Source organism: Marinobacter oulmenensis, assembly GCF_014201735.1.
Taxonomy (GTDB): Bacteria; Pseudomonadota; Gammaproteobacteria; order Pseudomonadales; family Oleiphilaceae; genus Marinobacter; species Marinobacter oulmenensis.
The window spans coordinates 42,108-65,607 of record NZ_JACHFE010000010.1; the positions used below are offsets into that span (position 1 = coordinate 42,108).

General features: G+C 61.2%; 24 protein-coding genes. 14 read left to right on the forward strand and 10 right to left on the reverse strand.

From position 1 onward, the window contains the following. Positions 1-99 precede the first annotated feature (99 nt). The 3 genes from ispA to HNR38_RS15875 are packed head-to-tail and all read right to left on the reverse strand — an operon-like array spanning position 100 to position 2,083. Positions 100-996 carry a (2E,6E)-farnesyl diphosphate synthase gene (gene ispA / locus HNR38_RS15865; protein ID WP_183706136.1) on the reverse strand — a complete coding sequence of 299 codons (897 nt, stop codon included), beginning with the start codon at positions 994-996 and terminating at the stop codon, positions 100-102. Further along, a complete protein-coding gene (locus tag HNR38_RS15870) occupies positions 996-1,253 on the reverse strand; it encodes an exodeoxyribonuclease VII small subunit (RefSeq protein ID WP_183706139.1) in 258 nt (85 codons plus the stop codon). Before HNR38_RS15870 ends, ispA begins: the two co-directional genes overlap by 1 nt. A 56-nt stretch (positions 1,254-1,309) precedes the next feature. After that, positions 1,310-2,083 carry an NRDE family protein gene (locus HNR38_RS15875; RefSeq protein ID WP_183706141.1) on the reverse strand — a complete coding sequence of 258 codons (774 nt, stop codon included), beginning with the start codon at positions 2,081-2,083 and terminating at the stop codon, positions 1,310-1,312. A gap of 86 nt (positions 2,084-2,169) precedes the next feature. Here HNR38_RS15875 and HNR38_RS15880 point away from each other — a divergent pair, with 86 nt between their 5' ends. The 4 genes from HNR38_RS15880 (at position 2,170) to HNR38_RS15895 (ending at position 5,526) form a co-directional block, all read left to right on the forward strand. Next, positions 2,170-2,967, forward strand: coding sequence for a sulfite exporter TauE/SafE family protein (locus HNR38_RS15880; RefSeq protein WP_183706143.1), 798 nt, complete (start codon positions 2,170-2,172; stop codon positions 2,965-2,967). A 10-nt stretch (positions 2,968-2,977) separates the two neighbouring features. Then, a complete protein-coding gene (gene lgt, locus HNR38_RS15885) occupies positions 2,978-3,763 on the forward strand; it encodes a prolipoprotein diacylglyceryl transferase (protein ID WP_183706145.1) in 786 nt (261 codons plus the stop codon). Beyond that, on the forward strand, positions 3,763-4,602 hold the full coding sequence (locus tag HNR38_RS15890) for a thymidylate synthase (protein ID WP_183706147.1): 840 nt from the start codon (positions 3,763-3,765) through the stop codon (positions 4,600-4,602). The genes lgt and HNR38_RS15890 overlap by 1 nt, the downstream gene beginning before the upstream one ends. Before the next feature lie 408 nt (positions 4,603-5,010). Then, positions 5,011-5,526: a dihydrofolate reductase gene (locus tag HNR38_RS15895; RefSeq protein ID WP_183706149.1), complete on the forward strand. Its 516-nt coding sequence runs from the start codon at positions 5,011-5,013 to the stop codon at positions 5,524-5,526. Between the two features lie 33 nt (positions 5,527-5,559). On the opposite strand, the gene HNR38_RS15900 is transcribed toward HNR38_RS15895, so the two are convergent. From HNR38_RS15900 to HNR38_RS15910, 3 genes are all read right to left on the reverse strand, one after another. Next, positions 5,560-7,068 carry a DEAD/DEAH box helicase gene (locus tag HNR38_RS15900; protein ID WP_183706151.1) on the reverse strand — a complete coding sequence of 503 codons (1,509 nt, stop codon included), beginning with the start codon at positions 7,066-7,068 and terminating at the stop codon, positions 5,560-5,562. A 197-nt stretch (positions 7,069-7,265) separates the two neighbouring features. After that, positions 7,266-7,514: a hypothetical protein gene (locus HNR38_RS15905; RefSeq protein WP_183706153.1), complete on the reverse strand. Its 249-nt coding sequence runs from the start codon at positions 7,512-7,514 to the stop codon at positions 7,266-7,268. 79 nt (positions 7,515-7,593) lie between these two features. Continuing rightward, positions 7,594-7,941 (reverse strand): hypothetical protein, encoded by a 348-nt coding sequence (locus HNR38_RS15910; protein WP_379919272.1) that lies wholly within the window; start codon positions 7,939-7,941, stop codon positions 7,594-7,596. Positions 7,942-8,080: 139 nt separating this feature from the next. Between HNR38_RS15910 and HNR38_RS15915 the strand changes: the two genes are divergently transcribed. Continuing rightward, complete coding sequence (locus HNR38_RS15915) at positions 8,081-9,142, forward strand: AI-2E family transporter (RefSeq protein WP_183706155.1); 1,062 nt, start codon at positions 8,081-8,083, stop codon at positions 9,140-9,142. Positions 9,143-9,200: 58 nt separating this feature from the next. Here the strand turns inward: HNR38_RS15915 and ilvD are convergent, their stop codons facing one another. Further along, complete coding sequence (ilvD, locus tag HNR38_RS15920; protein WP_183706157.1) at positions 9,201-11,036, reverse strand: dihydroxy-acid dehydratase; 1,836 nt, start codon at positions 11,034-11,036, stop codon at positions 9,201-9,203. Positions 11,037-11,181: 145 nt separating this feature from the next. Between ilvD and HNR38_RS15925 the strand changes: the two genes are divergently transcribed. Beyond that, on the forward strand, positions 11,182-12,438 hold the full coding sequence (locus HNR38_RS15925; RefSeq protein ID WP_183706159.1) for an HDOD domain-containing protein: 1,257 nt from the start codon (positions 11,182-11,184) through the stop codon (positions 12,436-12,438). A gap of 24 nt (positions 12,439-12,462) precedes the next feature. After that, positions 12,463-13,056 carry an LON peptidase substrate-binding domain-containing protein gene (locus tag HNR38_RS15930; protein WP_183706161.1) on the forward strand — a complete coding sequence of 198 codons (594 nt, stop codon included), beginning with the start codon at positions 12,463-12,465 and terminating at the stop codon, positions 13,054-13,056. Here HNR38_RS15930 and HNR38_RS15935 read toward each other — a convergent pair. From HNR38_RS15935 to HNR38_RS15945, 3 genes are read right to left on the reverse strand one after another with little or no spacing between them, the layout of a single operon-like run. Beyond that, positions 13,053-14,501 (reverse strand): bifunctional DedA family/phosphatase PAP2 family protein, encoded by a 1,449-nt coding sequence (locus HNR38_RS15935; RefSeq protein WP_183706163.1) that lies wholly within the window; start codon positions 14,499-14,501, stop codon positions 13,053-13,055. The two genes, HNR38_RS15930 and HNR38_RS15935, sit on opposite strands and share 4 nt — an antisense overlap. Beyond that, a complete protein-coding gene (locus tag HNR38_RS15940; protein WP_183706165.1) occupies positions 14,498-15,496 on the reverse strand; it encodes a GGDEF domain-containing protein in 999 nt (332 codons plus the stop codon). Before HNR38_RS15940 ends, HNR38_RS15935 begins: the two co-directional genes overlap by 4 nt. Then, positions 15,493-16,473, reverse strand: a complete 981-nt coding sequence (locus HNR38_RS15945; protein WP_183706167.1) for a GGDEF domain-containing protein — start codon at positions 16,471-16,473, stop codon at positions 15,493-15,495. The genes HNR38_RS15940 and HNR38_RS15945 overlap by 4 nt, the downstream gene beginning before the upstream one ends. Before the next feature lie 131 nt (positions 16,474-16,604). Here HNR38_RS15945 and HNR38_RS15950 point away from each other — a divergent pair, with 131 nt between their 5' ends. The 7 genes from HNR38_RS15950 to HNR38_RS15980 all read left to right on the forward strand — a co-directional run bounded on the left by HNR38_RS15950 (position 16,605) and on the right by HNR38_RS15980 (position 23,478). Continuing rightward, complete coding sequence (locus HNR38_RS15950) at positions 16,605-17,861, forward strand: glutamate-5-semialdehyde dehydrogenase (RefSeq protein WP_183706169.1); 1,257 nt, start codon at positions 16,605-16,607, stop codon at positions 17,859-17,861. A gap of 4 nt (positions 17,862-17,865) precedes the next feature. Further along, positions 17,866-18,516, forward strand: coding sequence for a nicotinate-nucleotide adenylyltransferase (gene nadD / locus HNR38_RS15955; protein WP_183706171.1), 651 nt, complete (start codon positions 17,866-17,868; stop codon positions 18,514-18,516). Between the two features lie 70 nt (positions 18,517-18,586). Then, entirely contained in the window at positions 18,587-18,937 is a 351-nt protein-coding gene (rsfS, locus tag HNR38_RS15960; protein ID WP_183706173.1) for a ribosome silencing factor, read from the forward strand. Between the two features lie 2 nt (positions 18,938-18,939). Beyond that, positions 18,940-19,410 (forward strand): 23S rRNA (pseudouridine(1915)-N(3))-methyltransferase RlmH, encoded by a 471-nt coding sequence (rlmH, locus tag HNR38_RS15965; RefSeq protein ID WP_183706175.1) that lies wholly within the window; start codon positions 18,940-18,942, stop codon positions 19,408-19,410. Positions 19,411-19,418: 8 nt separating this feature from the next. Next, positions 19,419-21,314, forward strand: a complete 1,896-nt coding sequence (mrdA, locus tag HNR38_RS15970) for a penicillin-binding protein 2 (RefSeq protein ID WP_183706176.1) — start codon at positions 19,419-19,421, stop codon at positions 21,312-21,314. Then, positions 21,314-22,456 carry a rod shape-determining protein RodA gene (gene rodA, locus HNR38_RS15975; RefSeq protein WP_183706177.1) on the forward strand — a complete coding sequence of 381 codons (1,143 nt, stop codon included), beginning with the start codon at positions 21,314-21,316 and terminating at the stop codon, positions 22,454-22,456. The genes mrdA and rodA overlap by 1 nt, the downstream gene beginning before the upstream one ends. A gap of 116 nt (positions 22,457-22,572) precedes the next feature. Beyond that, entirely contained in the window at positions 22,573-23,478 is a 906-nt protein-coding gene (locus HNR38_RS15980; protein WP_183706178.1) for a septal ring lytic transglycosylase RlpA family protein, read from the forward strand. Positions 23,479-23,500: the final 22 nt, after the last annotated feature.

The following is a 23,500-nucleotide window of genomic DNA, read 5'->3' on the forward strand; positions in this document are numbered from 1 at the left end:
ATAAGTTCTGGCTGGCATTATAAGGGATCAGGTGGGGCCGTTTCATACCCCTGTCTGTCCGGATGCCGCAAAATGCCGCGTTTTGGTAGATACGGGGTGTTAGTGGGTTCGGGCCACCACGTAATCCGCCATGGCGATCAGGGGCCCGGCTTCCGGGCCAAAGTCCTCCAGCGCCTGATGGCATTGGCCCAGCAGGTCGCTTAGTCGCTGCCGGGCACCGTCCAGCCCCAGCAGGGCAGGATAGGTCGGTTTCTCCCGGGCTGCGTCTGAGCCCTGGCGTTTGCCAATCACCTCGGTATCGCCCTCGATGTCCAGCAGGTCGTCCTGAACCTGAAATGCCAGTCCGAGTGCGCTGGCGAATCGGGCCAGCGCTTCGGTCCGGTCCCGGGTGATTTCGGGGTTGGTGAGCGCGCCCAGCCGAACGCTGGCTTCGATCAGTGCACCGGTCTTGTGTCGGTGCATGGTTTCCAGCTGCGCCACGGTCAGTTGCCGGCCAACCGATTCCAGATCAATGGCCTGGCCGCCGACCATGCCACTGTGGCCACTGGCGTCGGCCAGGGTCCGTATCATGGCGATGCGTTGGTTGTCGGACAGCGACGGTGCGTCAGATAGCAGCCGGAAGGCCAGTGTCTGCAATGCATCGCCGGCCAGGATGGCAGTGGCTTCGTCAAAGGCAATGTGGGTGGTGGGCCGGCCCCGGCGCAGGTCGTCGTCATCCATGGCGGGCAGATCATCATGGATCAGGGAGTAGGCATGCACCAGTTCCAGGGCACAGGCGGGCAGGGTGGCGGCCGTCTCACTGCCGGCCACCGCGCGGGCCGCAGCCAGGCACAGGGCAGGGCGAATACGCTTGCCGCCACCCAGGACGCTGTAGCGCATGGCCGCCTGCAGTCGCTCTGAGGCGGACGCGGCACTGATACTGCGATCCAGTTCGGCATCCACCTGCTTGCGGCATTGTTCGAGATAATCCTCGATGGCAAACGTCTGCTGGGCCATCAGTCGGCGTCGCTTTCGGAAAACGGCCGGGTTTCCAGTGAGCCGTCGCTGGTCTGGACCAGCTGTTCCACCCGTTGCTCGGCGGACTTCAGTGCGCTCTGGCATTGACGGGTCAGCTTGACGCCGCGTTCAAAGGCCGCCAGAGACTGCTCCAGGGACAGTTCGCCCTGCTCCAGGTCACGGACCAGCGTCTCAAGCTCGTCCAGGGATTTCTCAAAGTCGGCGATGGATGTGCGGCTGTTGTCTTGGTCCGCCATGGACGCCCTCCGGTTCGGGTTTTCAGTGTTGGCGCGAGTATATCAGAGTCCCCGGGCTATCGCTGCCAGTGGAACTGGCGTGTTTCCAGTGGCGCCGCTCCCGGTCCCCAGGACTGCTCGGTGACATGAATGGCGCCGTCCTGGCTCAGGGTAAACAGGGTGGTGGCCCGGGTGCCGTAGTCGTCACCCTTGATAAACGGCGACGACAGGAAGCGTTCGGTGGCCAGGCCCACTCCGGTGTCGGGCAACTGGTCATCAGGCGCCGGGGTTGTGTCCTGGAGCAGCTCGAGCAACTGTTCATGCAGCGCCTGCGGGGAGCCTTCGGCCTGCTCCAGGGTCTTGGTAAATGCCGAGCGCAGACGCAACAGCTTGGGCCAGGGGGTCTGTAGCAGGTGATTGCTCAGTCCGTAAATGCCCCGGTACAGATGGCGTCCGGGATGGGCGTCCCGGTTGCTGTAGTACCAGCCTCCGGTGGTGCTCAGGCGGACCAGGTTGAAGCCGGAGTAAGCGTTGGCTTTCTGGTCCAGGCTTGCCTGCAGGGTGTCCGTATCGGAGGCCAGCGCCCGCAGGGGCAATTCGCCGCGACTGCGCTGCCCGGGCTCCGCGCTGCCTTCGCGCACGTTGGTGACTGCGGTGACCTCTCCGCGGGGGGTGATGGCCAGCCAGGTGCCGCCGGATTCCAGGTCCCGGCCGGCCAGGACTGGTTCGCCCTGCGCTGGCGTCCACCAGTCCATGCCGGCGGTCGGGCGGCGGAAAAACTCATCCCGGTTGGCGGCAACCACCAGTGGAAAGTGGCGGTTCTGGTTGACCGAAAAGGCGATCAGGCACATAGGGGGTGGCCATCCTGTGTTGCAGTGACGAGCGAAGCAAGTGTGCGTATCATACCGGTTCATTTGCACCGGAAACGACCGACACCATGACTCTGTTTGGCGTAATTCTATTGTACCTGTTACTGGGCGCGCTGGCCGGTACCATGGCTGGCCTGTTTGGTATCGGTGGCGGCCTGGTCATTGTGCCGGTACTGATCTTCAGTTTTGGTCTGCAGGGTATCAGTCCCGATGTGGCGGCCCACCTGGCAGTGGGCACCTCCCTGTCAACCATCGTATTCACCTCCATCAGCTCTATACGAACCCATCATATGCACGGAGCGGTTCGCTGGGACCTGTTTCGGCCGATGACCGTTGGTGTGGTTGGTGGCGCCGTTCTGGGTGCCTGGACGGCTGCCCTGCTCAGTGGCGCGGCTCTGGAACTGATCATCGGCATCTTCGTGATCCTGGTGGCCACCAAGATGCTGCTGGAAGCCAATCCGAAACCCGGCCGCGATGTTCCGGGGCGTGCAGGGCTTGGTGTGGCCGGTGCTTTTATCGGTTGGGTGTCCGCCATTTTCGGTATCGGCGGGGGCACCATCACCGTGCCCTATCTGAGCTGGTGCAACGTGCGCATGCAACACACAGTCGCCACCTCGGCGGCCATCGGTTTTCCCATTGCCGCCTCCGGTGCCGCCGGTAATATCTGGGCGGGCTGGGGCCACGAGGGACTGCCCGACCTGAGCGTTGGTTTTATCTATGTGCCGGCTCTGGTGGGCATCGTTGCCACCAGCGTCTTTTTCGCCCGTTTTGGTGCCAGACTGGCGCACCGGCTGGATGCCCGCCTGCTCAAGCGGATATTCGCCTGTGTACTGATTCTGGTCGGACTCCGATTCCTGCTGAGCTGAGAGAGGCTTCATGCTGCAATACCCGCAACTCGATCCGGTGGCCCTGTCACTCGGGCCTATCCAGGTCCACTGGTATGGCCTGACCTATCTGGTTGGCTTTGCTGCCGGCTGGTGGCTTGGCCGCGTTCGCAGTCACAAACCCTGGTCGCCGCTTAACGAACAGCAGGTAGGGGATCTGCTGTTCTACATGGCACTGGGTGTGATCCTGGGCGGCCGGTTTGGCTACGTGCTTTTCTATAACTTCGATGTTTTCCTGGCGGACCCGCTCTGGCTGCTCCGGGTGTGGGAAGGCGGTATGTCCTTCCACGGGGGGCTGCTGGGGGTCATGCTGGCGTTCTGGTGGTACGGTCGCAAGACCGGTGCCGGGTTCTGGCGGATCGCCGACTTTGTCGCCCCGCTGGTGCCGGTCGGCCTTGGGGCTGGCCGCATCGGTAACTTCATTAATGGCGAGCTGTGGGGCAAACCGACGGATGTTCCCTGGGCGATGGTCTTCCCCCAGGCTCCGGACAGCCTGGCCCGGCATCCATCACAGCTCTACCAGTTCGCCCTCGAAGGCGTCGCCCTGTTCGCCATCCTCTGGTGGTTCTCCGCCAGACCCAGGCCCAGGATGGCCGTGTCCGGCCTGTTCCTGATTGGTTACGGTGTGTTCCGCTTCCTAGTGGAATTCGTCCGTGAGCCGGATCCCCAACTGGGCTACCTGGCCTTTGACTGGCTGACCATGGGGCAGGTGCTGTCCACCCCAATGATCGCAGCCGGCGTTATCCTGATGATCATTGCCTACCGGAGAAAGACCTGATGAAAGCCTACCTCGATCTCATGCAGGACGTGGTCGATAACGGAACCGACAAAGGGGACCGCACCGGTGTGGGCACCCGTTCGGTGTTTGGCCGGCAGTTGCGGTTCAACCTCCAGGAGGGGTTCCCGTTGCTGACCACCAAGAAAGTACATCTGCGCAGCATCATCTATGAACTGCTCTGGTTTCTGAACGGCTCCACCGATAACTCCTGGCTGAAAGAGCGCAAGGTGTCCATCTGGAATGAATGGGCGTTGGAAAACGGTGATCTGGGTCCGATCTACGGCAAACAGTGGCGTAGCTGGCAGTGTCCGGATGGCAGCACGGTGGATCAGATCAGCGAGGTGATCGAGCAGATCCGCACCAAACCGAATTCCCGGCGGCTGATTGTTTCAGCCTGGAATCCGGCGGAGTTACCGGATGAGTCCATTGGCCCCCAGGACAACGTACGCGAAGGCCGGATGGCGCTGGCGCCCTGCCATTGCCTGTTCCAGTTCTATGTGGCCGATGGCAGGCTGTCGTGCCAGTTGTATCAGCGCAGTGCCGATCTGTTCCTGGGCGTGCCCTTCAACATCGCCAGCTACGCCCTGCTGACCCATATGATCGCGCAGCAGTGTGATCTGGACGTCGGCGAATTCGTGCATACCTTCGGTGACTGCCATCTGTACCAGAACCACCTGACCGATGACATCGTCTTCGAACAGCTCAAGCGGGAGCCCCGGGGGCTGCCGAAACTGGTGATCAAGCGCCGGCCCGAGTCCATTTTCGATTACCAGCTCGAGGATTTCGAATTCGAGGGTTACGAGCCGCATCCTGTGATCAAGGCGCCGATTGCCATCTAGCGTCTGCTTTCCGCTCCAGACCTCTGGTTTGGCGCGATGCAGATGGGAGGGCAGGTCTTCCGGAAAACGCCTCAAGACGTCCATGTGCGGCTTGGGCTCCGCCATCCATGGCTCCGCACATTTCCGGAAGACCTGCCCTCCCATCCGCTGAGATACACTGTGCGGAGCGCCGGAACCGACAGGTCTGGCAGTTGAGGAGCTTGTCACGAAACGGCAAACGCCCAAGGGTTATCGAGATGGGTTGGAGACGGCTTTCCAAAAATCTGCGGAGCCAGGGATGGCGGAGCCGAAGCGCCCCAGGGATGGGCCGTAAGGAGCGTTTTTTGGAAAGCCGTCTTCAACCCATCGGTATTCGCAAGTCAGCAGTAATGCCGGAAAATGGAAGGCTGCAAAACAGGACGTAAACCGATGAGAAAAGCGTTGATCGTCGCCATGGCCCAGAACCGGGTCATCGGCCGGAACAACAAGCTTCCCTGGTACCTGCCGGGGGATCTGAAGTACTTCAAACAGGCCACCATGGGCAAGCCCATCATCATGGGCCGGAAAACCTGGGACTCCATCGGCCGGCCACTGCCGGGGCGCATGAACGTGGTGATCTCCAGAAATCCGGAATGGCAGGCCCCTGCCGGCACCATGGCCGCAAAGACCTTGCCCGAGGCGCTGACAATGGCCGAAGCCCAGGCCGAGCTGGACGGTGGTGAGGAAGTCATGATCATCGGCGGCGGGCAGATCTATGCCGAAGCGCTGCCCATGGTGGATCGCATGTACGTGACACTGGTCCACGCCGATGTTGAAGGGGATGCGTTCTTTCCGGAAGTGGACTGGGCCGAATGGGAGGAAATGGGCCGTGAGGATTTCACGGCCTCGGACAACAACCCGTATGACTACAGTTTTGTTGTCTACCAACGCCGCCAGCCGGCCTGACCGGCGGCGCTGATTGTTCGGCCCGGAGCGGGATCAGCCGCGCTTCGGGCCTTTGCCGGACGGCTTGCCACCGGGCCGACCTTTACCACCCTTGGCAAAGCCGCCGGGCTTACCACCTTTACGGGCGTTCTTGCCCGGAGGGCCCTTGCGGAAGTTTTTCTTGCCCTTGGGCGGCCCATTGCGATCGCGTCGCGGCTTGCTGGAGACCTCCGGCAGTGCTTCCGGTGCCTGCAGCGGCAGGGAGTCCGGTTGCGACGCCTCCACCCAGCAGGCCAGCGTGCCGGCAACCATGGCCATGTCCATGTCATTGCGTTCGGCAATGTCGTCCAGCAAAGCAATGGCTTTGCCCAGGCGAGGATCGTCCGCGAAGCTCATCAGTTGCTCTTCAAACTGCTGGACGCGCATCTTCTGGAGTTCAGCCGGTGACGGCAGCTCATACGGCTCCATGGGCGAGTTGGTCGCGCGCTCGAGAGTACGCAGCCAGCTGCGCTCGCGGGGCGTGACCAGCAGGATGGCCTTGCCCGACCGACCGGCACGGCCGGTACGGCCCACCCGGTGGATATAGGCTTCCGGATCGTAGGGTACGTCGTAGTTTATGACGTGGGTGATTCGGGGAACGTCCAGCCCGCGGGCGGCTACATCCGTGGCGATGATGATGTCGCGCTTGCCCCGTTTGAGTTCCTCAACGGTCTGCTCACGCTGCCGTTGGTTCAGGTCGCCGTTCAGGGGCGCAACCGCGTGGCCCCGTGCTGACAGCTTTTCGGCCAGGACGGTGGTTTCGGCTTTGGTGCGCACGAAAATAATGGCGCCGTCGAAGGGCTCGACTTCCAGAATCCGGGTCAGGGCGTCCAGTTTGCGCTCGGCATAGACCGGCAGCACGAACTGGGCGATGCGCTCGACGGTGCGGGACTCGCTCTCGATACGCACTTCTGTGGCGTTGCTCAGGTACGTCTGGGCCACCTTCTTGATCTGTGGCGGCATGGTGGCTGAGAAGAGCGCACGCTGGCAGTTTTCCGGGGTTTTCGACAGGATGGTTTCTACATCGTCGATAAAGCCCATGCGCAGCATTTCGTCGGCTTCATCCAGCACCAGTGCCTGCAGGTTGTTGAGCCTGAGCGTGCCTTTGCGCAGGTGATCCAGCAAACGGCCCGGCGTACCCACGATGACCTGGGCGCCCCGCTTGAGGCCCCGGATCTGGGGTGAAAAATCCTGACCGCCGTAAATGGGCAGTACATGGAAATCGCGGAACTTGCTGGCATAGGTGGTGAATGCCTCGGCGACCTGGATGGCCAGTTCCCGTGTGGGGGCCAGAACCAGGATCTGTGGTTCGGCGATGGAGGCATCAATGCGGCTCAGCAGCGGCAGGGCAAACGCGGCGGTTTTGCCGGTGCCGGTCTGGGCCACGCCCAGCAGGTGATTGCCGGCCAGCAGGGCCGGAATGGACTGTGCCTGGATGGGCGAGGGTGTTTCATAGCCGACAGAGGCCACAGCTTCCAGTACAACTGGATCGAGCCCCAGTTCGGCAAAAGACAATTCTGACATGAAATTACTCGGTATTCGGCGGGTAAGGCATTGCTGGCAACATCGACGCAATGCTTGGTTAGCGCCGATTATAGTCGCTTTCTGCCGCCGTTGATATGTTCATTACGGGAGAAGGGATAGGTAGTTGCCGGGGTTGGCCTGCCAGCGCCGGCCTGGGGCGCGGGCAATGCCCGCCGGGGCCGGTGGCAGCGTCCGCTTCAGGACGCGATGTCGAGCAGTTGCTCGGGGTTTTCCAGTTTTTCCATGGCTTCGTCGCAGCAATTCACGGCACGGCAGTCATCGGCAGAACACAGGCCGATGACCTGGCATTCGATGTCCTGGTGCTGGTCTCCCTCGTTCCGGAAGATCCGGGCCCGGGAGAGAATGGAATGGCAGTGGCCGCAAAGCAGTGTCGGCACCGCGCTACGTTCAGCCAGGATGGCGGTGTAGTAGTTGTTTTGTGTCATAGAAATCCTCCTGATTCGTACAACCCTAATTGCTGAGTGTTACAGTTCCGGGTCGTTACCCGGCTGGTTGCAGAAGTGTTTATACGTACTCGTCGTCAGGTCCGACCACTGGGCGACGGTTTGACCGTTTGTCGTCCCATTCCAGTTCCTTGGGGTCGTACCAGCCGATGGCATCAAGTACCCGTTGTCGGGTTGCAGGTGACAGCGTCGGCCAGAGTTCCTGAAAATCGTCCAGACCCTGATCGCGCAGACGTTGCTGTTTTCCGCCCAGACGACGGATAATTTTGGGCAATTGCAGTGCCTCACCCAACTGGCCGGGCACTTCGACTTCCTGCCCCATGACCTTGCGTCTGTGGGTGCGGGCAGCCAGAACCCGTTGCAGTTCAGTGGCGGCCTGCAATGCGGTTTCGACAGTAAAAGTCTCCAAAAGTTGCAACCCGATGGCTTAATTGGAAAACAATAACAGTACACTATAACCCGAAGCTGGCTTGGCTGGCCACGCCGCCTGCCGGGCTGTCGCGCCGTTAGCCGGTACTCAAGTCCCCCGAAACAGGACCCTGCGGAATATGTACGCAAAACTCGAGACACGGACCTTTCTCGCCATGCTGGTGGGCGTCTCCCTGGCCTTTGTACTTCTGATGAAGCCTTTTTTCGGGCCGATCTTCTGGGCGGTTGCCATCGCCCTGATCTTTCATCCGTTCGAGCGCATGCTGTCGCGCCGCCTGGGTGACCGGCCCAACATCAATGCCCTGATTACCCTGTTCCTGTGTATCACCATCGTTGTCATCCCGGTGTTGGGGCTGGGAGCCGCGCTGATTTCTGAAGGGGTGGGGCTGTACCAGAAAATCCAGGCCGGCGACATTCGCCCGGGCGAGTACATTGATCAGGTCAACCAGTCATTTCCTGCGATTCAGTCGTTTCTGGCCCAGTTTGATGTGAATTTCGGCGAATTGCGGGATAAAGCGGTCAATGCCTTCCTTGGCGGCAGTCAGATTCTGGCGAAGCAGGCACTGGGCATTGGCCAGAATACTTTTCAGTTTTTCCTGGCGCTGGCACTGATGGTGTATGTGGCGTTCTTCCTGATCCGGGATGGCCAGAAGCTGGTGGACCTGCTGATTCGCGCCCTGCCGTTGGGGGATGAGCGCGAGCGCCTGCTGTTTGCCAAGTTTGCGGAGGTGACCCGGGCCACGGTCAAGGGCAACCTGCTGATCGCCATTATCCAGGGTGCTCTGGGTGGGCTCATTTTCTGGATTCTGGGCATTACCGGAGCCTTGCTCTGGGGCGTGGTGATGGCGGTGGTGTCACTGCTGCCAGCTGTTGGCGCCGCCATTGTCTGGGTGCCGGCGGCCATCTACCTGGCGGCGGTGGGAGACACTGTGTCAGCGGCTGTGCTGACCGGTTACGGTGTGGTAGTGATCGGTCTGGCGGATAATCTTTTGCGCCCGATCTTTGTCGGTCGTGATACCAAAATGCCGGATTACCTGGTGCTGCTGTCCACCCTCGGCGGTATCGTGCTTTTCGGTATCAACGGGTTTGTCATGGGGCCTTTGGTGGCCGCGTTGTTCATGGCGTTCTGGGGCATCTTTATCCGGGAATTCGGGGAGGAAGCTCACGAGCATCAGGACTGAAAAAGCCCGCCGGAACGCATCCGGCGGGCTTTTTTTCAGGCTGAGCTGAATAGGCGGGTCAGTCCAGTTTTTCCAGGTCCCGGACCGCGCCCTTGTCAGCACTGGTGGCCAGCAGGGCATAGGCCTTGAGCGCTGCGGAAACCTTGCGGTCCCGCGGCAGTTCCGGCTTCCAGCCCTTGGCATCCCGTTCTTCGCGGCGCTTCTGCAGCTCCTCATTGCTCAACTGCACGTCAATGGTGCGGTTGGGGATGTCGATCAGGATGGTGTCACCGGTTTCGATCAGGCCAATGGCGCCACCGGCAGCTGCCTCCGGAGAGGCGTGGCCGATAGAGAGCCCGGAGGTGCCACCGGAGAAACGGCCATCCGTCAGTAAGGCACATTCCTTGCCCAGACCCTTGGATTTCAGGTAGCTGGTCGGGTACAGCATCTCCTGCATGCCTGGGCCGCCCTTGGGCCCTTCGTAGCGGATAATGACCACTTCGCCGGATTTTACTTCATCCTCCAGGATGCCTTTTACGGCCGCGTCCTGGCTTTCAAATACCCGGGCCTTGCCCTCGAACACCAGGATGCTGTCGTCAACACCGGCGGTTTTGACCACGCAGCCGTTGAGGGCAATGTTGCCGTAGAGAACGGCAAGGCCGCCTTCGCTGGAGTAGGCGTGGTCAACGGAGCGGATGCAGCCGTTTTCGCGATCACCGTCCAGCGACGGCCACCGGGTATTCTGGCTGAAGGCAGTCTGGCTGGGGATGCCGGCCGGCCCGGCCTTGTAGAACTCGACCACTTCCGGCGACGGCGAACGCATGATGTCCCAGGTCTCCAGAGCTTCCTTCATGGTTTTGCTGTGAACGGTCGGCAGGTTGGTGTTGATCAGTCCGCCCCGCTCGAGCTCACCCAGGATGCCCATGATGCCGCCGGCCCGATGGACGTCTTCCATGTGATACAGCGGCGAGTTCGGAGCCACCTTGCACAGTTGCGGCACATGCCGTGACAGGTGATCAATATGGGATACGGTGAAATCAACGCCGCCTTCCTGGGCTGCCGCCAGCAGGTGCAGGATGGTGTTGGTGGACCCACCCATGGCGATGTCCATCGTCATGGCGTTCTCGAAGGATTCGAACGAAGCGATGCTGCGCGGAAGGACGCTGGCATCGTTCTGCTCGTAATAGCGCTTGGCGTTGGCGACGATCTGGCGGCCAGCCTGCAGGAACAGGCGTTCCCGGTCTGCGTGGGTGGCCAGCATGGAGCCGTTGCCGGGCAGGGCCAGGCCGATGGCCTCGGTCAGGCAGTTCATCGAGTTGGCGGTGAACATGCCCGAGCAGGAGCCGCAGGTGGGGCAGGCGCTGCGTTCGTACTCTTCGACCTGCTCGTCGCTGGCGCCCGGATCCGCGGCGATGACCATGGCATCCACCAGATCAAGCTTGTGCTCGGACAGCTTGGTTTTGCCGGCCTCCATGGGACCACCGGACACGAAGATGACCGGAATGTTCAGTCGCATGGCGGCCATCAGCATGCCCGGTGTGATCTTGTCGCAGTTGGAGATGCACACCAGCGCGTCGGCGCAGTGGGCGTTGACCATGTACTCCACGGAATCCGCGATGATCTCCCGGGATGGCAGGGAATAGAGCATGCCGTCGTGGCCCATGGCGATGCCATCGTCCACGGCAATGGTATTGAATTCCTTGGCAACGCCGCCGGCAGATTCGATTTCGCGACAGACCAGCTGGCCAAGATCCTTCAGGTGCACATGGCCCGGCACAAACTGGGTAAAGGAATTGGCCACGGCAATGATCGGCTTGCCAAAATCCTCGTTCTGCATGCCCGTGGCGCGCCAGAGCGCCCGGGCACCGGCCATATTACGGCCGCCGGTCGAGGTGTGGGAACGATACTGGGGCATGGTTGCTGCTCTCTTCCAAAACAATGACTGTGAACCTGTCAGGATAACAGATTCAACGCCCGTCGCATGGCTGTTTTATCGCCGTGCGTTTACACTGTGTAACAATTTATCGGTGTATTCGTAAACCATTGATAGGGAGTTGCCTATGGGAGGCCGTCCAAGCCTGCCACTACGTCGTCTCAGGGCGTTCAAACCACTGGGACGCCTGACGGATGATCAACTGGTGCTGCTTGCAAGCCGTGCCGAACGGCGCAGTTATGGTGCCGGACAGCGCGTGATGGAGCGCGGCGTCAAGGACGGACTGGATTATTTCCTGATCTCCGGCGTGGTGGAACTCGAGTCCATGGACGGACGAAAAGACACGATTGAAGCTGATACCGACCGGGCCCTGACACCGGTGGCCCGGCTTCAGCCCCGGATGTATGACGTCAAGGCGGTTCAGCCCTGTGAGTTTCTGGTCATTGATCAGGACATTCTCAACGACCTGCTGGGCAGCGCGCCGGTGGTTCAGACAGAAGTGCACTCCGGGGACGATGGCACTGACGGAAGCGCCGAGCAGCATATGCTGATGGAGTTCTACTCCGAGTTGCGCTCCAACCAGGTTCGTCTGCCGAGTGTGCCCGATGTTGCCTGGAAGGTCCGGCGTGTGGTTGATCGGGAAAACTCCACAGCGGGCGATGTGGCCACGGCGGTGTCGGCCGATCCGTCCATGGCAGCCAAGCTGATACGGGCCTGCAACAGTCCGATCTACCGCGGTTACAACGATGTTCGGAATGTGCGCGAGGCTGTGGTGCGCCTAGGCACCCATACCACCCGGCAGCTGGTGACGCTGTTCGCCATGAGGGAGGTGTTCAAAACCCGCCAGCCGCAACTGCAGCGGGAAATGGATCGGCTGTGGCAGCATTCCCGGGAGGTGGCAGCCCTGTCACGGGTGCTGGCGGATCATCTGACCCGGATTGACTCGGAGGAGGCCATGCTGGCCGGTCTGCTGCATGATATTGGCGTGGTGCCGGTACTGGTTCATGCCGAGCACCATACAGCGCTGTTTGCCAATGAGGACAATCTTCAGCACGCGATCAACGAACTGCGTGCTGATATGGGCGGGGCGGTTCTGGATGCCTGGGCCTTCTCGGATGCCTTCGTGGAAGTGGCCCGCCATGCCTGGGACTGGCACTATGAAGGGAATCAGGCTGAGCCGTCTCTGGCCGATGTGGTGATTGTTGCACAATTGCATGCCTTGGGCGCGACCGACGAGCCCGGGGTCGCCGTGCCGGCCTTCGAGCAGGTGCCGGCCTGGCATCGGCTCGGGAAGCCGGACCTGCATGCCTCCAGCGGCCTGCAGTTGCTCAACGAAGCCCGTGAGCGGGTGGATGAGGTCAAAGCCCTGCTCTCCATACGATGAAAACAGCCGGAGTCTGAGTCTGCCGTGAGCCATAGCCCTAACGAAGTCCCCCTGTTTCCCCTTGGATCGGTAGTCCTGCCCGGCGGGCGTCTGCCGCTCCAACTGTTCGAGACCCGTTATCTGGACATGCTGACCCGTTGTTTAAAAGACGGCACCGGGTTTGTTGTGCTCCTGCTTCGGGAAGGGGCAGAGGCCGGTCGCCGGGCGACCTTCCACGATATCGGCACCTATGTCCGGATCATCGATTTTCAGCAGATGGACAACGGGCTGCTGGGGATTACTGTGGAGGGCGATGCCAAAGTCCGCGTTGAGAGCAGCCGGCAACAGGCTGACGGGCTGCATCTGGGTGTTCTGAGGGACCTGGAACCGGAGCCGGAGTCCGGTATTCCGCCCCAGTACCAGGATTTGCCTCCGCTTCTGGAGGCGCTGTGTCGCCATCCCGTGGTGGACGAGCTGCAGATGGCGGTGGATTTCACAGATGCGCGGGATGTCGGCTGGCGACTGACCGAACTGTTACCCCTGGACGCCGACCAGAAGCAGTCCCTGATGGAGTTGCAGGACCCCGTTGAGCGCCTGGACCGGCTTCAGGCTCTGGTTGAGGAACTGGAAGGCAACTAAAGTGGCGCGTAACGGGCCAGCGCCCCGACCCATTCGCTTCGGATATAGAGTAAAGCGAACAGCAGCCAGGCCAGCAGGGCCAGCCAGGTGCTAGCGTCCGCACGGATGGGAACGCGGTCAAAACGGCTGTAACTGGCTCGTGCCAGCCCGGTGATCGCCAGCCCCAGACACAGTCCCCCCAGCACATCCGTGAACCAGTGCACCCCGAGGTAAAGTCGGCTCAAGGCGACCGGCACCAGAGGCGCAGAGAGCAGAACGTAGGTCTGCCAGCGCTGGCGGTTGGTTCCCTCTGCGGCGATAAAGCTGGCCAGCAGGGTGGCGGCCACTGTTATACCGGTGGTATGGCCGCTGGGAAAGGCGCCGGATAAGGGCGGATGCAGCACGGCTTCCGGCCTTGGCACCGCGAAACCGGCCTTGAGTAACCACACCAGGATGGTGGTCACCGCAGCGGCGACAGCAATGTGCGCAGCGGCTGCGTAGTAGCCACGGAAGCCCAGACTCAGGGACGCCAGAATAGCGCCCGCGATCAGTACCGGGGGATCGCCCAGCATGGTGAGCAGGATCATGGGCGGATCAAGCAGGGGCTGTCTTAGCAGACTGAACCAGTTGAGTACCCGCTGGTCCAGTTGCTGCAGAAGATCACTGACCGGGGTCAACTGGCCCAGGATCAGGAACAGTGACAGTGCTGCGATGGCCAACATCAGCGAGGGCAGGGGGAATTCCCCACGGCGGCTTGGCCGTTCATTGGTATAGAGGCGCCAGAATCGGTGAGTGGCGTCATAGCCCGCCATGCGCTGCTCAAGCCATTGATAGAACGGACTGCCTTCGCCTACGCCCAGGCGCAGTCGCAACAGCAGGGCGTAGATCAATACCAGTACGGCACCGGCGGCAGCCAGGATCGGATAGAAGTGCGGCGGTGGCTGGACGCTTCCGGACATGGCCGAGCCAACAAAAAAACCAGGCAGTACGTAAGCCGGTGCCCAGGCCGTGGCCGAGAGCAGGTTGAAACCGACAAAACGTTGCCAGGGCATCTGCAGGGCACCTGCAACCAGGGGCATGACTGGCCGGATGGGGCCAACGAAGCGTCCGATCAGTATGCTCTTGCCGCCATGGGCCCGGAAAAAGGATTCGCCATTGGCGATCATGGCGGGGTAACGGCTGAATGGCCAGATTGCGTGCAGCCGGTCCTTCAGCCGTCGGCCGATAGCAAAGCTCAGCAGGTCGCCAACAATGGCCCCGAGCCCGGCCCAGAGCAGGGCTTCACCCAGGCCAATGCCGGTTTTTCCGGCCAGGGCCGCCAGTGCAAACAGGATGGCGACCCCGGGAACAATCAGTCCGGCAATGGCCAGGGATTCCACCAGCGCGGTGGCAAACAGGGCCATGATCAGCCAGTCCGGGTGGCTGCCCACCCAGGCGGTGAAGGTCTCCAGCCAGTCTCCGGTCATGCCCTGGATGTTTCTCCCTGGCTGAACCAGGCGGTATCGGCGTTGCGCTGGCGTGCTTCGGCCATGGCCTGCTCAGCCCTGGCTCTGAGCGTGTCGGCCCTGGTGTCTTCATCAATGCGTGTGGTGCAGCCAAGACTGATCGAGACGATGCCCACGGCCGGCCAGTCCTGCTCACTGATGATACGGCGGATTCGTTCGGCAATGACCCGCACGCCTTCCTCGGGAGTAAAGGGCAGGATCAGAAAAAACTCCGAGTCCGAGGTGCTGTACAGGGAGTCGCCGGCCCGGATGATGGCAAAGAGCTCCCGGGTCATGTTTCTTAACAGGGTTTGAAGCCCGCCGGTACCATGCAGTTTCTGGATTTCCGCGCTGTGGTCCAGGCCCAGACAGATCAATGAGAGCGGGTGCCCGGTTGTCATAGAACGACTGATTTCCTTTTGCAGGTTTTCGTCCAGAAATCGTGGATTCTGTGCGCCAGTGACCGGGTCAGTGAGCGCAAGGTCCTGAGCGGACTGGGCCATGTGGTCATAGTGCCAGACATACAGGGCTGTGACCGCCAGCAGGAGTATTAGTCCGGTGGTGGTGAACAGGGCGTCTGCAGCAGGGGAACTCTGCCATGCCAGGATTGCCGACGGAATGATCAGCAGGCATGAAAGCACTACGCCTCTGCGTAGGGGAAGGATCAGGAGGTTGAGCATGATCAGTGGCATGGACCAGTGACTGAGTCCGGGAGCCTTCATGACCAGGGCGGCAGCCACCAGCAGGCTGCTGGTGGCTGCCAGTATGATGGAATGGCCAGGTGCCGAGAGCTGCTGGCGTCGGGAAAACAGGGTATAGATCAGCCCGGCCAGCAGAAGCAGCGACATCACCAGAGCCAGGTAAAACAGATCATAGAACCCGTAACGCAGGTTCTGTAGTGCCAGTATCAGGACAAACAGGGCTGCCAATCCGTAACCGCCGGAATGGGTCCAGGTCCTCAAGCGGGTTTCTGTCATCGCTGGATGTCCTCCGGGCCCTGTGGCGCGGCGCGGTGATTGTTCTGCTGTCGGGCCCGTCGCAGGGCATTGCTGGCGTTGCTTTGCAGGCTCCGGGCGTCATCACCGATATTCAGGCCCGACACTCCGGTACTGACGTTCAGTCTCAGTCCCTGGGTGGTCATCATGGCGCTGACGCCCTTGCGGATCTGTTCTGCCGTGCGCTGGGCATCGCTGGTGTTGACGCCGGGCAGGATTGCCAGGAATTCGAGGCCATTGACCCGGTAGCAGGTGTCAAAATCGCGCAAATGCGAGTGCAGGTAACGGCCAACCCGCGGCAGCATGGCCTGGATGTCCTCATCCGGTTCGGCCTGGTCGGCCGAATTGTCCAGACCGATCATGATAACTGACAGATTGCTGCCCTCGCGTTCGCTGCGCTGTATTTCCTTGTGCAGGTCAGCAGAGAGGTATTCGCGGCTGGCGGCGCAGGTGAGCTCATCGGTCCGCCGCAGCGGCGCCAGCTGCCGGGCGCGATACTCCCGCAGGAAAACAAACAGAGTGGCAAGCAGGGCGGTGAGTGCGAATGCTGTCACCATCTGATGACGTTCTGGCAGAGTGACCAGCCATTGGGTCATGATCAATATCACCGCCACCAGCGCCGCCAGGGTTATGGCCGCAATACGTTCTGGCATGACGGCAAAGGTCACCAGCGGCAGCACGTACAGCCAGTGGCTCAGGGACCAGGGGCCGAGCCACAGGGCCATGAGCAGGCCGATGACCAGCACTGTGAACAGGGCAATGCGGACCTGGGGCCAGGGCCTGGAATGCCGGAACCGGTTGAGTGGCGTTCCGGTCAGACAAAGCCCGGCGCCAGCGGCAGCAACCGCAGCACTCAGTGGCTCACCCAGAAACAGGCACAGCCCGCTGGTTAGCGCCAGCAGTGCCAGGCCGGCTCTTGAAACCTGGTCGGGTAGTGTGTGTTCGGCCAGCTGAGGCATGGGGTCGTTCCCTGAAGGGCGATCATTGAATGTAGACCCCTATAATAGGCGTTTGGGGTGCGTACTTGAAACGGGAAAGGTAAAGTAGTCGCCCATCAATAAAAACGCTCGCGAAACTGAAAGGTAATCCAATGGATGTTGCAGCCTACATGGTAGAGCTTGGCCAGCAGGCCAGGGCCGCGGCCCGGGACGTCGCGCGATCATCAACGGCCGTGCGCAACCAGGCGCTCCTGGCAACCGCTGATCTGCTTGATGACTCCCGGGAGGAACTGGCTAGCGCCAATCATAAAGATCTGGAAAACGGCCGGGCCAATGGCCTTGAAGAGGCCATGCTGGACCGCCTGGAACTGACACCGGCCCGCATCGATACCATGATTGAGGGACTGCGACAGGTGGCTTCCCTGCCGGATCCGGTGGGTGAGATTACCGGCATGACCTATCGCCCGTCCGGCATCCAGGTGGGCAAGATGCGGGTGCCTCTTGGTGTTATCGGCATCATTTACGAATCTCGGCCGAATGTGACCGTAGAGGCGGCGAGTCTGTGCCTGAAGTCAGGCAATGCGACTATTTTGCGTGGGGGCTCCGAGGCCATTCACTCCAATCAGGCCATTGCTGCCTGCCTGGCTCGCGGTCTGGTCTCGGCCGGGCTGCCGGAGACGGCGGTTCAGGTAGTTAGCACGACGGACCGGGCCGCCGTGGGCGAGCTGATCACCATGCCGGAATATGTGGATGTCATCGTGCCCCGGGGCGGCAAGGGGCTGATCGAACGGATCAGCCGTGACGCCCGGGTGCCGGTGATCAAACACCTGGATGGCGTGTGCCATGTCTACATTGACAGTCATGCCGATCCTGAAAAGGCCCTGAAAGTTGCGGTCAATGCAAAAACCCAGCGTTATGGCACCTGCAATACCATGGAAACGCTGCTGGTCGATGAGGAAATCGCGGCCGATATCCTGCCCCTGCTGGCGCAGCAGTTTGCTGAAAAAGGCGTTGAGCTGCGGGGGTGCGACCGGACACGGCAGGTGCTTGAGGGGATAGACCAGGCCACGGAGCAGGACTGGCAAGCCGAGTATCTGGCACCGATCCTGGCGGTGCGGGTGGTTGAGGGCCTGGATGGCGCCATTGACCACATTGCCCGCTACAGTTCGCAGCACACTGAGAGCATTATTACCGAAAATTACACCCGGGCGCGCCGGTTCCTGACCGAGGTGGATTCCAGTTCAGTCATGGTGAACGCCTCCACGCGCTTTGCGGATGGTTTCGAGTACGGGCTGGGGGCTGAGATCGGCATTTCCACCGACAAGCTCCATGCCCGCGGGCCGGTCGGCCTCGAGGGGCTGACCTCGCAGAAATACGTGGTGTTTGGCGACGGCCATATCCGGACCTGATGCCATGCATGTTATTTACGGCGGCACCTTTGATCCGATTCACCACGGTCATCTGCGCCTGGCGCTCGAGGTTGGTGACAGCCTGGGCGTGGAGCGGGTTGATCTGGTGCCTTGCCATATTCCGCCACACCGGGGTGATACCGGTGCCGGCGCGGAGCAGCGACTGGAGCTGATCCGGCTGGCCATTGACGGTGAGTCGGCTCTTGGTCTTGATGAGCGGGAGCTGCGTAGGGCCGGTGCTTCCTATACGGCCGATACCCTGCGCCAGTTGCGCTCTGAGCTGGGGCGGGATGAACCCCTGGTGATGGTGGTTGGCACCGATGCCTTTGCCGCCTTCGACCGTTGGCGGGAGTGGCGGGATATCCCGGAGCTGGCCCATATCGTTGTGGTGCGACGCCCGGGGGCGGATCTTGCTCCCGGCAGCGAGGCGCAGCGACTCGTTCGGGAACGCCAGGCGCAAAGCCCGCAAGCCCTGTGGCAACAGCCTTCGGGCCTGGTGCTGGAGCTGGACCCGCCGCTGCTTGAGATCTCCGCAACCGGCATCCGTCAATGCATTGCGGATGGCCGCTCCCCCCGTTACCTGACGCCGGATGCCGTCTGGCAACGGATTCAGGCGCTGGGCCTGTATGGAGCCTGCCCCGACCGCAGGGTTTAGTGATACAATCGCGTCTGAATAGCAACTGGCGGGCAGCCGCAACGGCCATGTCCCGGAAAACAGGGTAATTATGCAGGCAGAAGAACTGAAAGATCTGGTGGTGAATGCGCTTGAGAATATCAAGGCCCAGGACATCAGTGTGATTGATGTCCGGGAGCGTACAAGCGTCACCGATTTCATGGTCATTGCCTCAGGCAACTCCAACCGGCACGTTAAGTCACTGGCCGATTCCGTGGTGTCCGAGGCGCAGGAAAACGGCGTGCGCGCCAGCAATATCGAAGGCGGTGGCGGCAGCGACTGGATCCTGGTGGATCTGGGCGATGTGGTCATTCATGTGATGATGCCAGCGACCCGTGAGTTCTATGATCTGGAGCGCTTCTGGCGTGATGCTCCAGACCTGGGTGTGGCAGGCCGCGAATAATCATGCGTCTGCGTCTGATCTGCGTGGGGCAGAAAATGCCCGACTGGGTCAGTGCGGGGTACAGTGAATATGCTCGCCGGATGCCGCCGGAGCTCCCCCTCGAACTGACTGAAATTCCCATGGCCCACCGAGGCAAAAACCCGGATATTGCCCGCCTGATGCAACGGGAAAGCGATGCCATCCTCAATGCGGTGGGCGAACGTGACCGGGTGATTGCGCTGGAGGTGGGCGGCCGTCCGTGGTCAACCGAAAAACTGGCGGGACAGCTGGAAAACTGGCAACTGGACGGCGCCGATGTGTGTTTTCTGGTCGGCGGCCCCGATGGTCTGGCCGAGGCCTGTCGGCAGCGTGCCGATCAGCAATGGTCCCTGTCGCCACTGACACTGCCGCACCCGCTGGTGCGGATTGTCCTTGCCGAGCAACTTTACCGCGCGTGGTCGATTACCCGTAATCACCCCTATCACAGGTCCTAGGAGGTTCCGTGGCCTGGGGAGAATTCAAGGATACCGCAGGGGAGCGTCGGCTGTTCCAGCGCCGGGCACTGGTCACACTGGCGTTCGTGGTGCTGATGCTGGGCAGCCTGCTGGCCCGTATGTACCAGCTCCAGATTGTCGAACACGACACCTATACCACTCTTTCCGACAAGAACCGGGTTCAGGTGCAGTCTGTGCCGCCTCCTCGTGGCCTGGTGTATGACCGTAACAATCAACTGCTGGCGGAAAACCGCCCGGTGTTCAGTCTGACCATTGTGCCGGAGCGCGTCGATGACATGCCTCGCACCCTGGAGCAGTTGCAGCAGATCATTTCAATCTCTGAGGAAGACCTGTCGAGATTCCAGCGTCGTTTGGAGGAGTATCGCCGGCCATTCGAAGAGATCCCGCTGAGCTATGACCTGAACGAAGAGGAAATTGCCCGCTTCTCAGTGCGCAGGCACCAGTTCCCGGGGGTCGAAGTGGAAGCCGAACTGGTCCGTTACTATCCCCACAGCGAGCTGACGGCCCACGTGCTGGGCTATGTCGGCCGCATCAACCGGGAGGAACTGCAGCGGATTGATTCGGTCAATTACGCCGGTACCAACTACATCGGCAAGTCCGGTATTGAGCGGTTCTATGAGCAACTGCTGCATGGCAGTGTCGGTTATCAGCATGTGGAGACCAATGCCCGCGGCCGTATCCTGCGTGTGCTTGAACGGGAAGCCCCGGTTCCCGGCGAGGATATCCAGTTGCAGCTGGATATGCGGTTGCAGCGCAAAGCCTATGAATTGCTGGAAGGCCGCCGCGGTGCCATTGTCGCCATCGAACCGTCCACCGGCGGCATCCTGGCGCTGGCCAGCGTGCCCGGCTTTGATGCCAATAAATTCGTGACTGGTATCAGCGTGGACGATTACCGGGAGCTGAGCACCAGTATCGACAAGCCCCTGTTCAATCGTGCCCTGCGTGGTCAGTATCCGCCGGGCTCCACCATCAAGCCGATGCTGGCGGTCGCGGCCCTGGACAGCGGCGCTACGACACGCAGCAAGAAAATCTGGGATCCCGGATACTTCCAACTGAAAGAAGGCGGCCGGCGCTACCGCGACTGGAAGCGCACCGGCCATGGCTGGGTGGACCTCAAGGACGCGGTGGCACAGTCATGCGACGTTTACTTCTATGAAATGTCGGTAGAGATGGGTGTGGACACCATGCACAGCTATCTCTCAGCCTTCGGTTTTGGCGAGGACGCCACTCTGGACGTCTCCGGGGCTCTGAGTGGCCTGCTGCCGTCAAGGGACTGGAAGCAGGCGTACCGTAACGAACCCTGGTACCCCGGTGACTCGGTAAACATGGGGATCGGACAGGGATTTTTCCTGGCGACACCGTTGCAACTTGCCACCGCCACGGCGTTGATTGCCAACCGGGGCACCTGGGTTGAGCCGCGTCTGCTCAAGGATATCAAGGGTGAGCGGTCGGTCGCTGAGTTCCTGCCGGAGGAAACCCATCAGCCGCTGACGCTGGAGAACCCGGAGGACTGGGAATTTGTGGTCGACTCCATGGAGGAAGTCATGCACGGTCGCCGGGGTACCGCCCGTCGGGTCGGGGCGAATGCCGATTACCGGATGGCCGGGAAAACCGGTACCGCCCAGGTGTTCAGCCTGGAGCAGGACGAAGAGTACGATGCCGAAGAGGTTCGGGAGCGGCTCCGGGATCACGCGCTTTTTGTGGGCTTTGCCCCGACGGACAAACCGGAAATTGCGGTGGCGGTGATTGTTGAAAATGGCGGTGGTGGCAGTGGTGTGGCCGCGCCCGTGGCCCGGGAGCTGTTTGATGCCTGGCTGAAAGAGTTTCCGGCCCAGGAAGAAGAAGCCCGCGCCGCCCAGGCCGGGACAGGAGGGGGGGACTGATGGCCCTGAACAGATTGACAGGCAGTTTTTCCACCGGCCGTCTGTCTCCGCCACAAACCATTTGGCGGGCGATGCATATTGATCCGGTGCTGCTTGGCCTGCTGCTGGTGTTGATGGCAGGCGGGCTGTTTGTCCTCTATAGCGGCGCCGACAGAAACCTCGACGTGGTAAAAGCCCAGGGCATCCGGTTTGCCGTCGCGTTTGCCACGCTGATCTTTTTCGCGCAGTTGGATCCCTCGGTGTTCCGTCGCTGGTCTCCCTGGCTGTATGGTGCCGGGGTCATCGCTCTGGTGGCGGTTCTGCTGGTGGGGGTCGGGGCCAAGGGGGCGCAGCGCTGGCTGGCATTGCCGGGATTGCCCCGATTCCAGCCATCAGAATTCATGAAGCTGCTGGTCCCGATGATGGCCGCCTGGTATCTGTCCCGGCATTATCTGCCGCCCACCTTCGGGCGAGTCATGGCTGGGCTGGCCATCGTGCTGGTGCCCATGCTGCTGATCATCCGGCAGCCGGATTTGGGGACCTCCCTGCTGGTTGGCATGGCCGGACTGTTTGTGGTGTTCTTTGCGGGCATCAGTTGGAAACTGATCACGGCGTTTCTCGGCCTGGTGTCGGTGTCGGCACCGCTGATGTGGTTTTTCGTTATGCGGGATTACCAGAAACAGCGGGTCCTGACCTTGCTGGATCCCCAGAGTGACCCGCTGGGCGCGGGCTGGAACATCATCCAGTCAAAAACGGCGATTGGCTCGGGCGGTTTTGATGGCAAAGGCTGGCTTCAGGGGACGCAGTCCCATCTGGAGTTCCTGCCGGAAAGCCATACCGATTTCATCGTGGCCGTGCTGGCCGAGGAGTTTGGTTTTGTTGGTATGTCGCTGCTGATCGGCCTGTACTTTCTGATCATTCTGCGTTGCCTGTATATCGCGGTCACGGCGCAGGATTCGTTCAGTCGCCTGGTGGCCGGTGCCCTGACCATGACGTTTTTTATCTATGTGGTGGTCAACATTGGCATGGTCAGCGGGTTGTTGCCGGTGGTCGGTGTGCCCCTTCCGCTGATCAGTTATGGGGGCACCTCCAGTGTGACCCTGATGGCGGCGTTCGGGGTGCTGATGTCGGTGCATACGCACCGACGGATGATTACCGCCTGACCGACATCCGGGATGATGGCCGGGTGTTAATGGTGACTCCATGGGGGAACCCGTTACAATATTGAGTGTCAGTGACCCCTGACAACAGGTTTTAACACGCGGGGTAAAAGCAGGGTATGGCGAAGAGTGTGCTGACAGGCGCCTTGATGGGGGCCGTTGTGCTGTTGCTTGCAGGTTGTGCGGGCTCGCCGGCGGTGGATCATTCGGCCCGCTATACTCTCAAGCAGGACAGGGCCCCGGCTGGAGATTTCGATGCCAGCGACCTGGCTAACGCCGTGCCTCAATATGAGCCGCCACGCTCTGGTGGTAACAAGTCCCCCTACTCGGTCTGGGGCAAAAGCTACCGTGTCCTCCCCAGCAATGATGGCTACGTTGCCCGGGGCACCGCCAGCTGGTACGGCGAAAAGTTTCATGGTCATCGCACGTCAAACGGCGAAGTATTCGACATGTACGCCATGTCGGCGGCTCACAAATCCATGCGGATTCCCGGTTATGCCCGGGTAACCAACCTGGATAATGGCCGGTCGGTCATTGTGCGGGTTAACGACCGGGGGCCGTTTCATGGTGACCGTCTGATTGACCTGTCCTACGCGGCGGCCAAGAAACTCGGCTACCAATCCCGTGGGACGGCCCATGTGGAAGTGGCTGCAATTACCGTAGAGCCGGATGGCCGGATGTTTCTGGCCGGTGAACCGTTCAATCCGAAAGGCGCGGCAGTGGCGGAAGCCGAGCCGGAGGTGCCGACCGAAGAAGCACCGGATGCCAGCACCGAACCTGACCGTGAAGGTCTGTTCGTTCAACTGGGCGCCTTCAGCAATCGGGATCCGGCCGAAGCGCTGCTGAACCAGGCTCGGGGGGCACTGGACCAGCCGGTCCGGCTGCGGGAAGTGACAACGGGCAAGGGCCGGTTCCACCGGGTACAGGTGGGACCTTTTCAGAACGAGGATGAGGCCCGCTACGCCCAGAACCTACTGGAATCACAGGGTTTCGGCCAGTCCATCGTATTGACCGATTCCCACTGAGCTGCCTGAACCCAGGCAAACA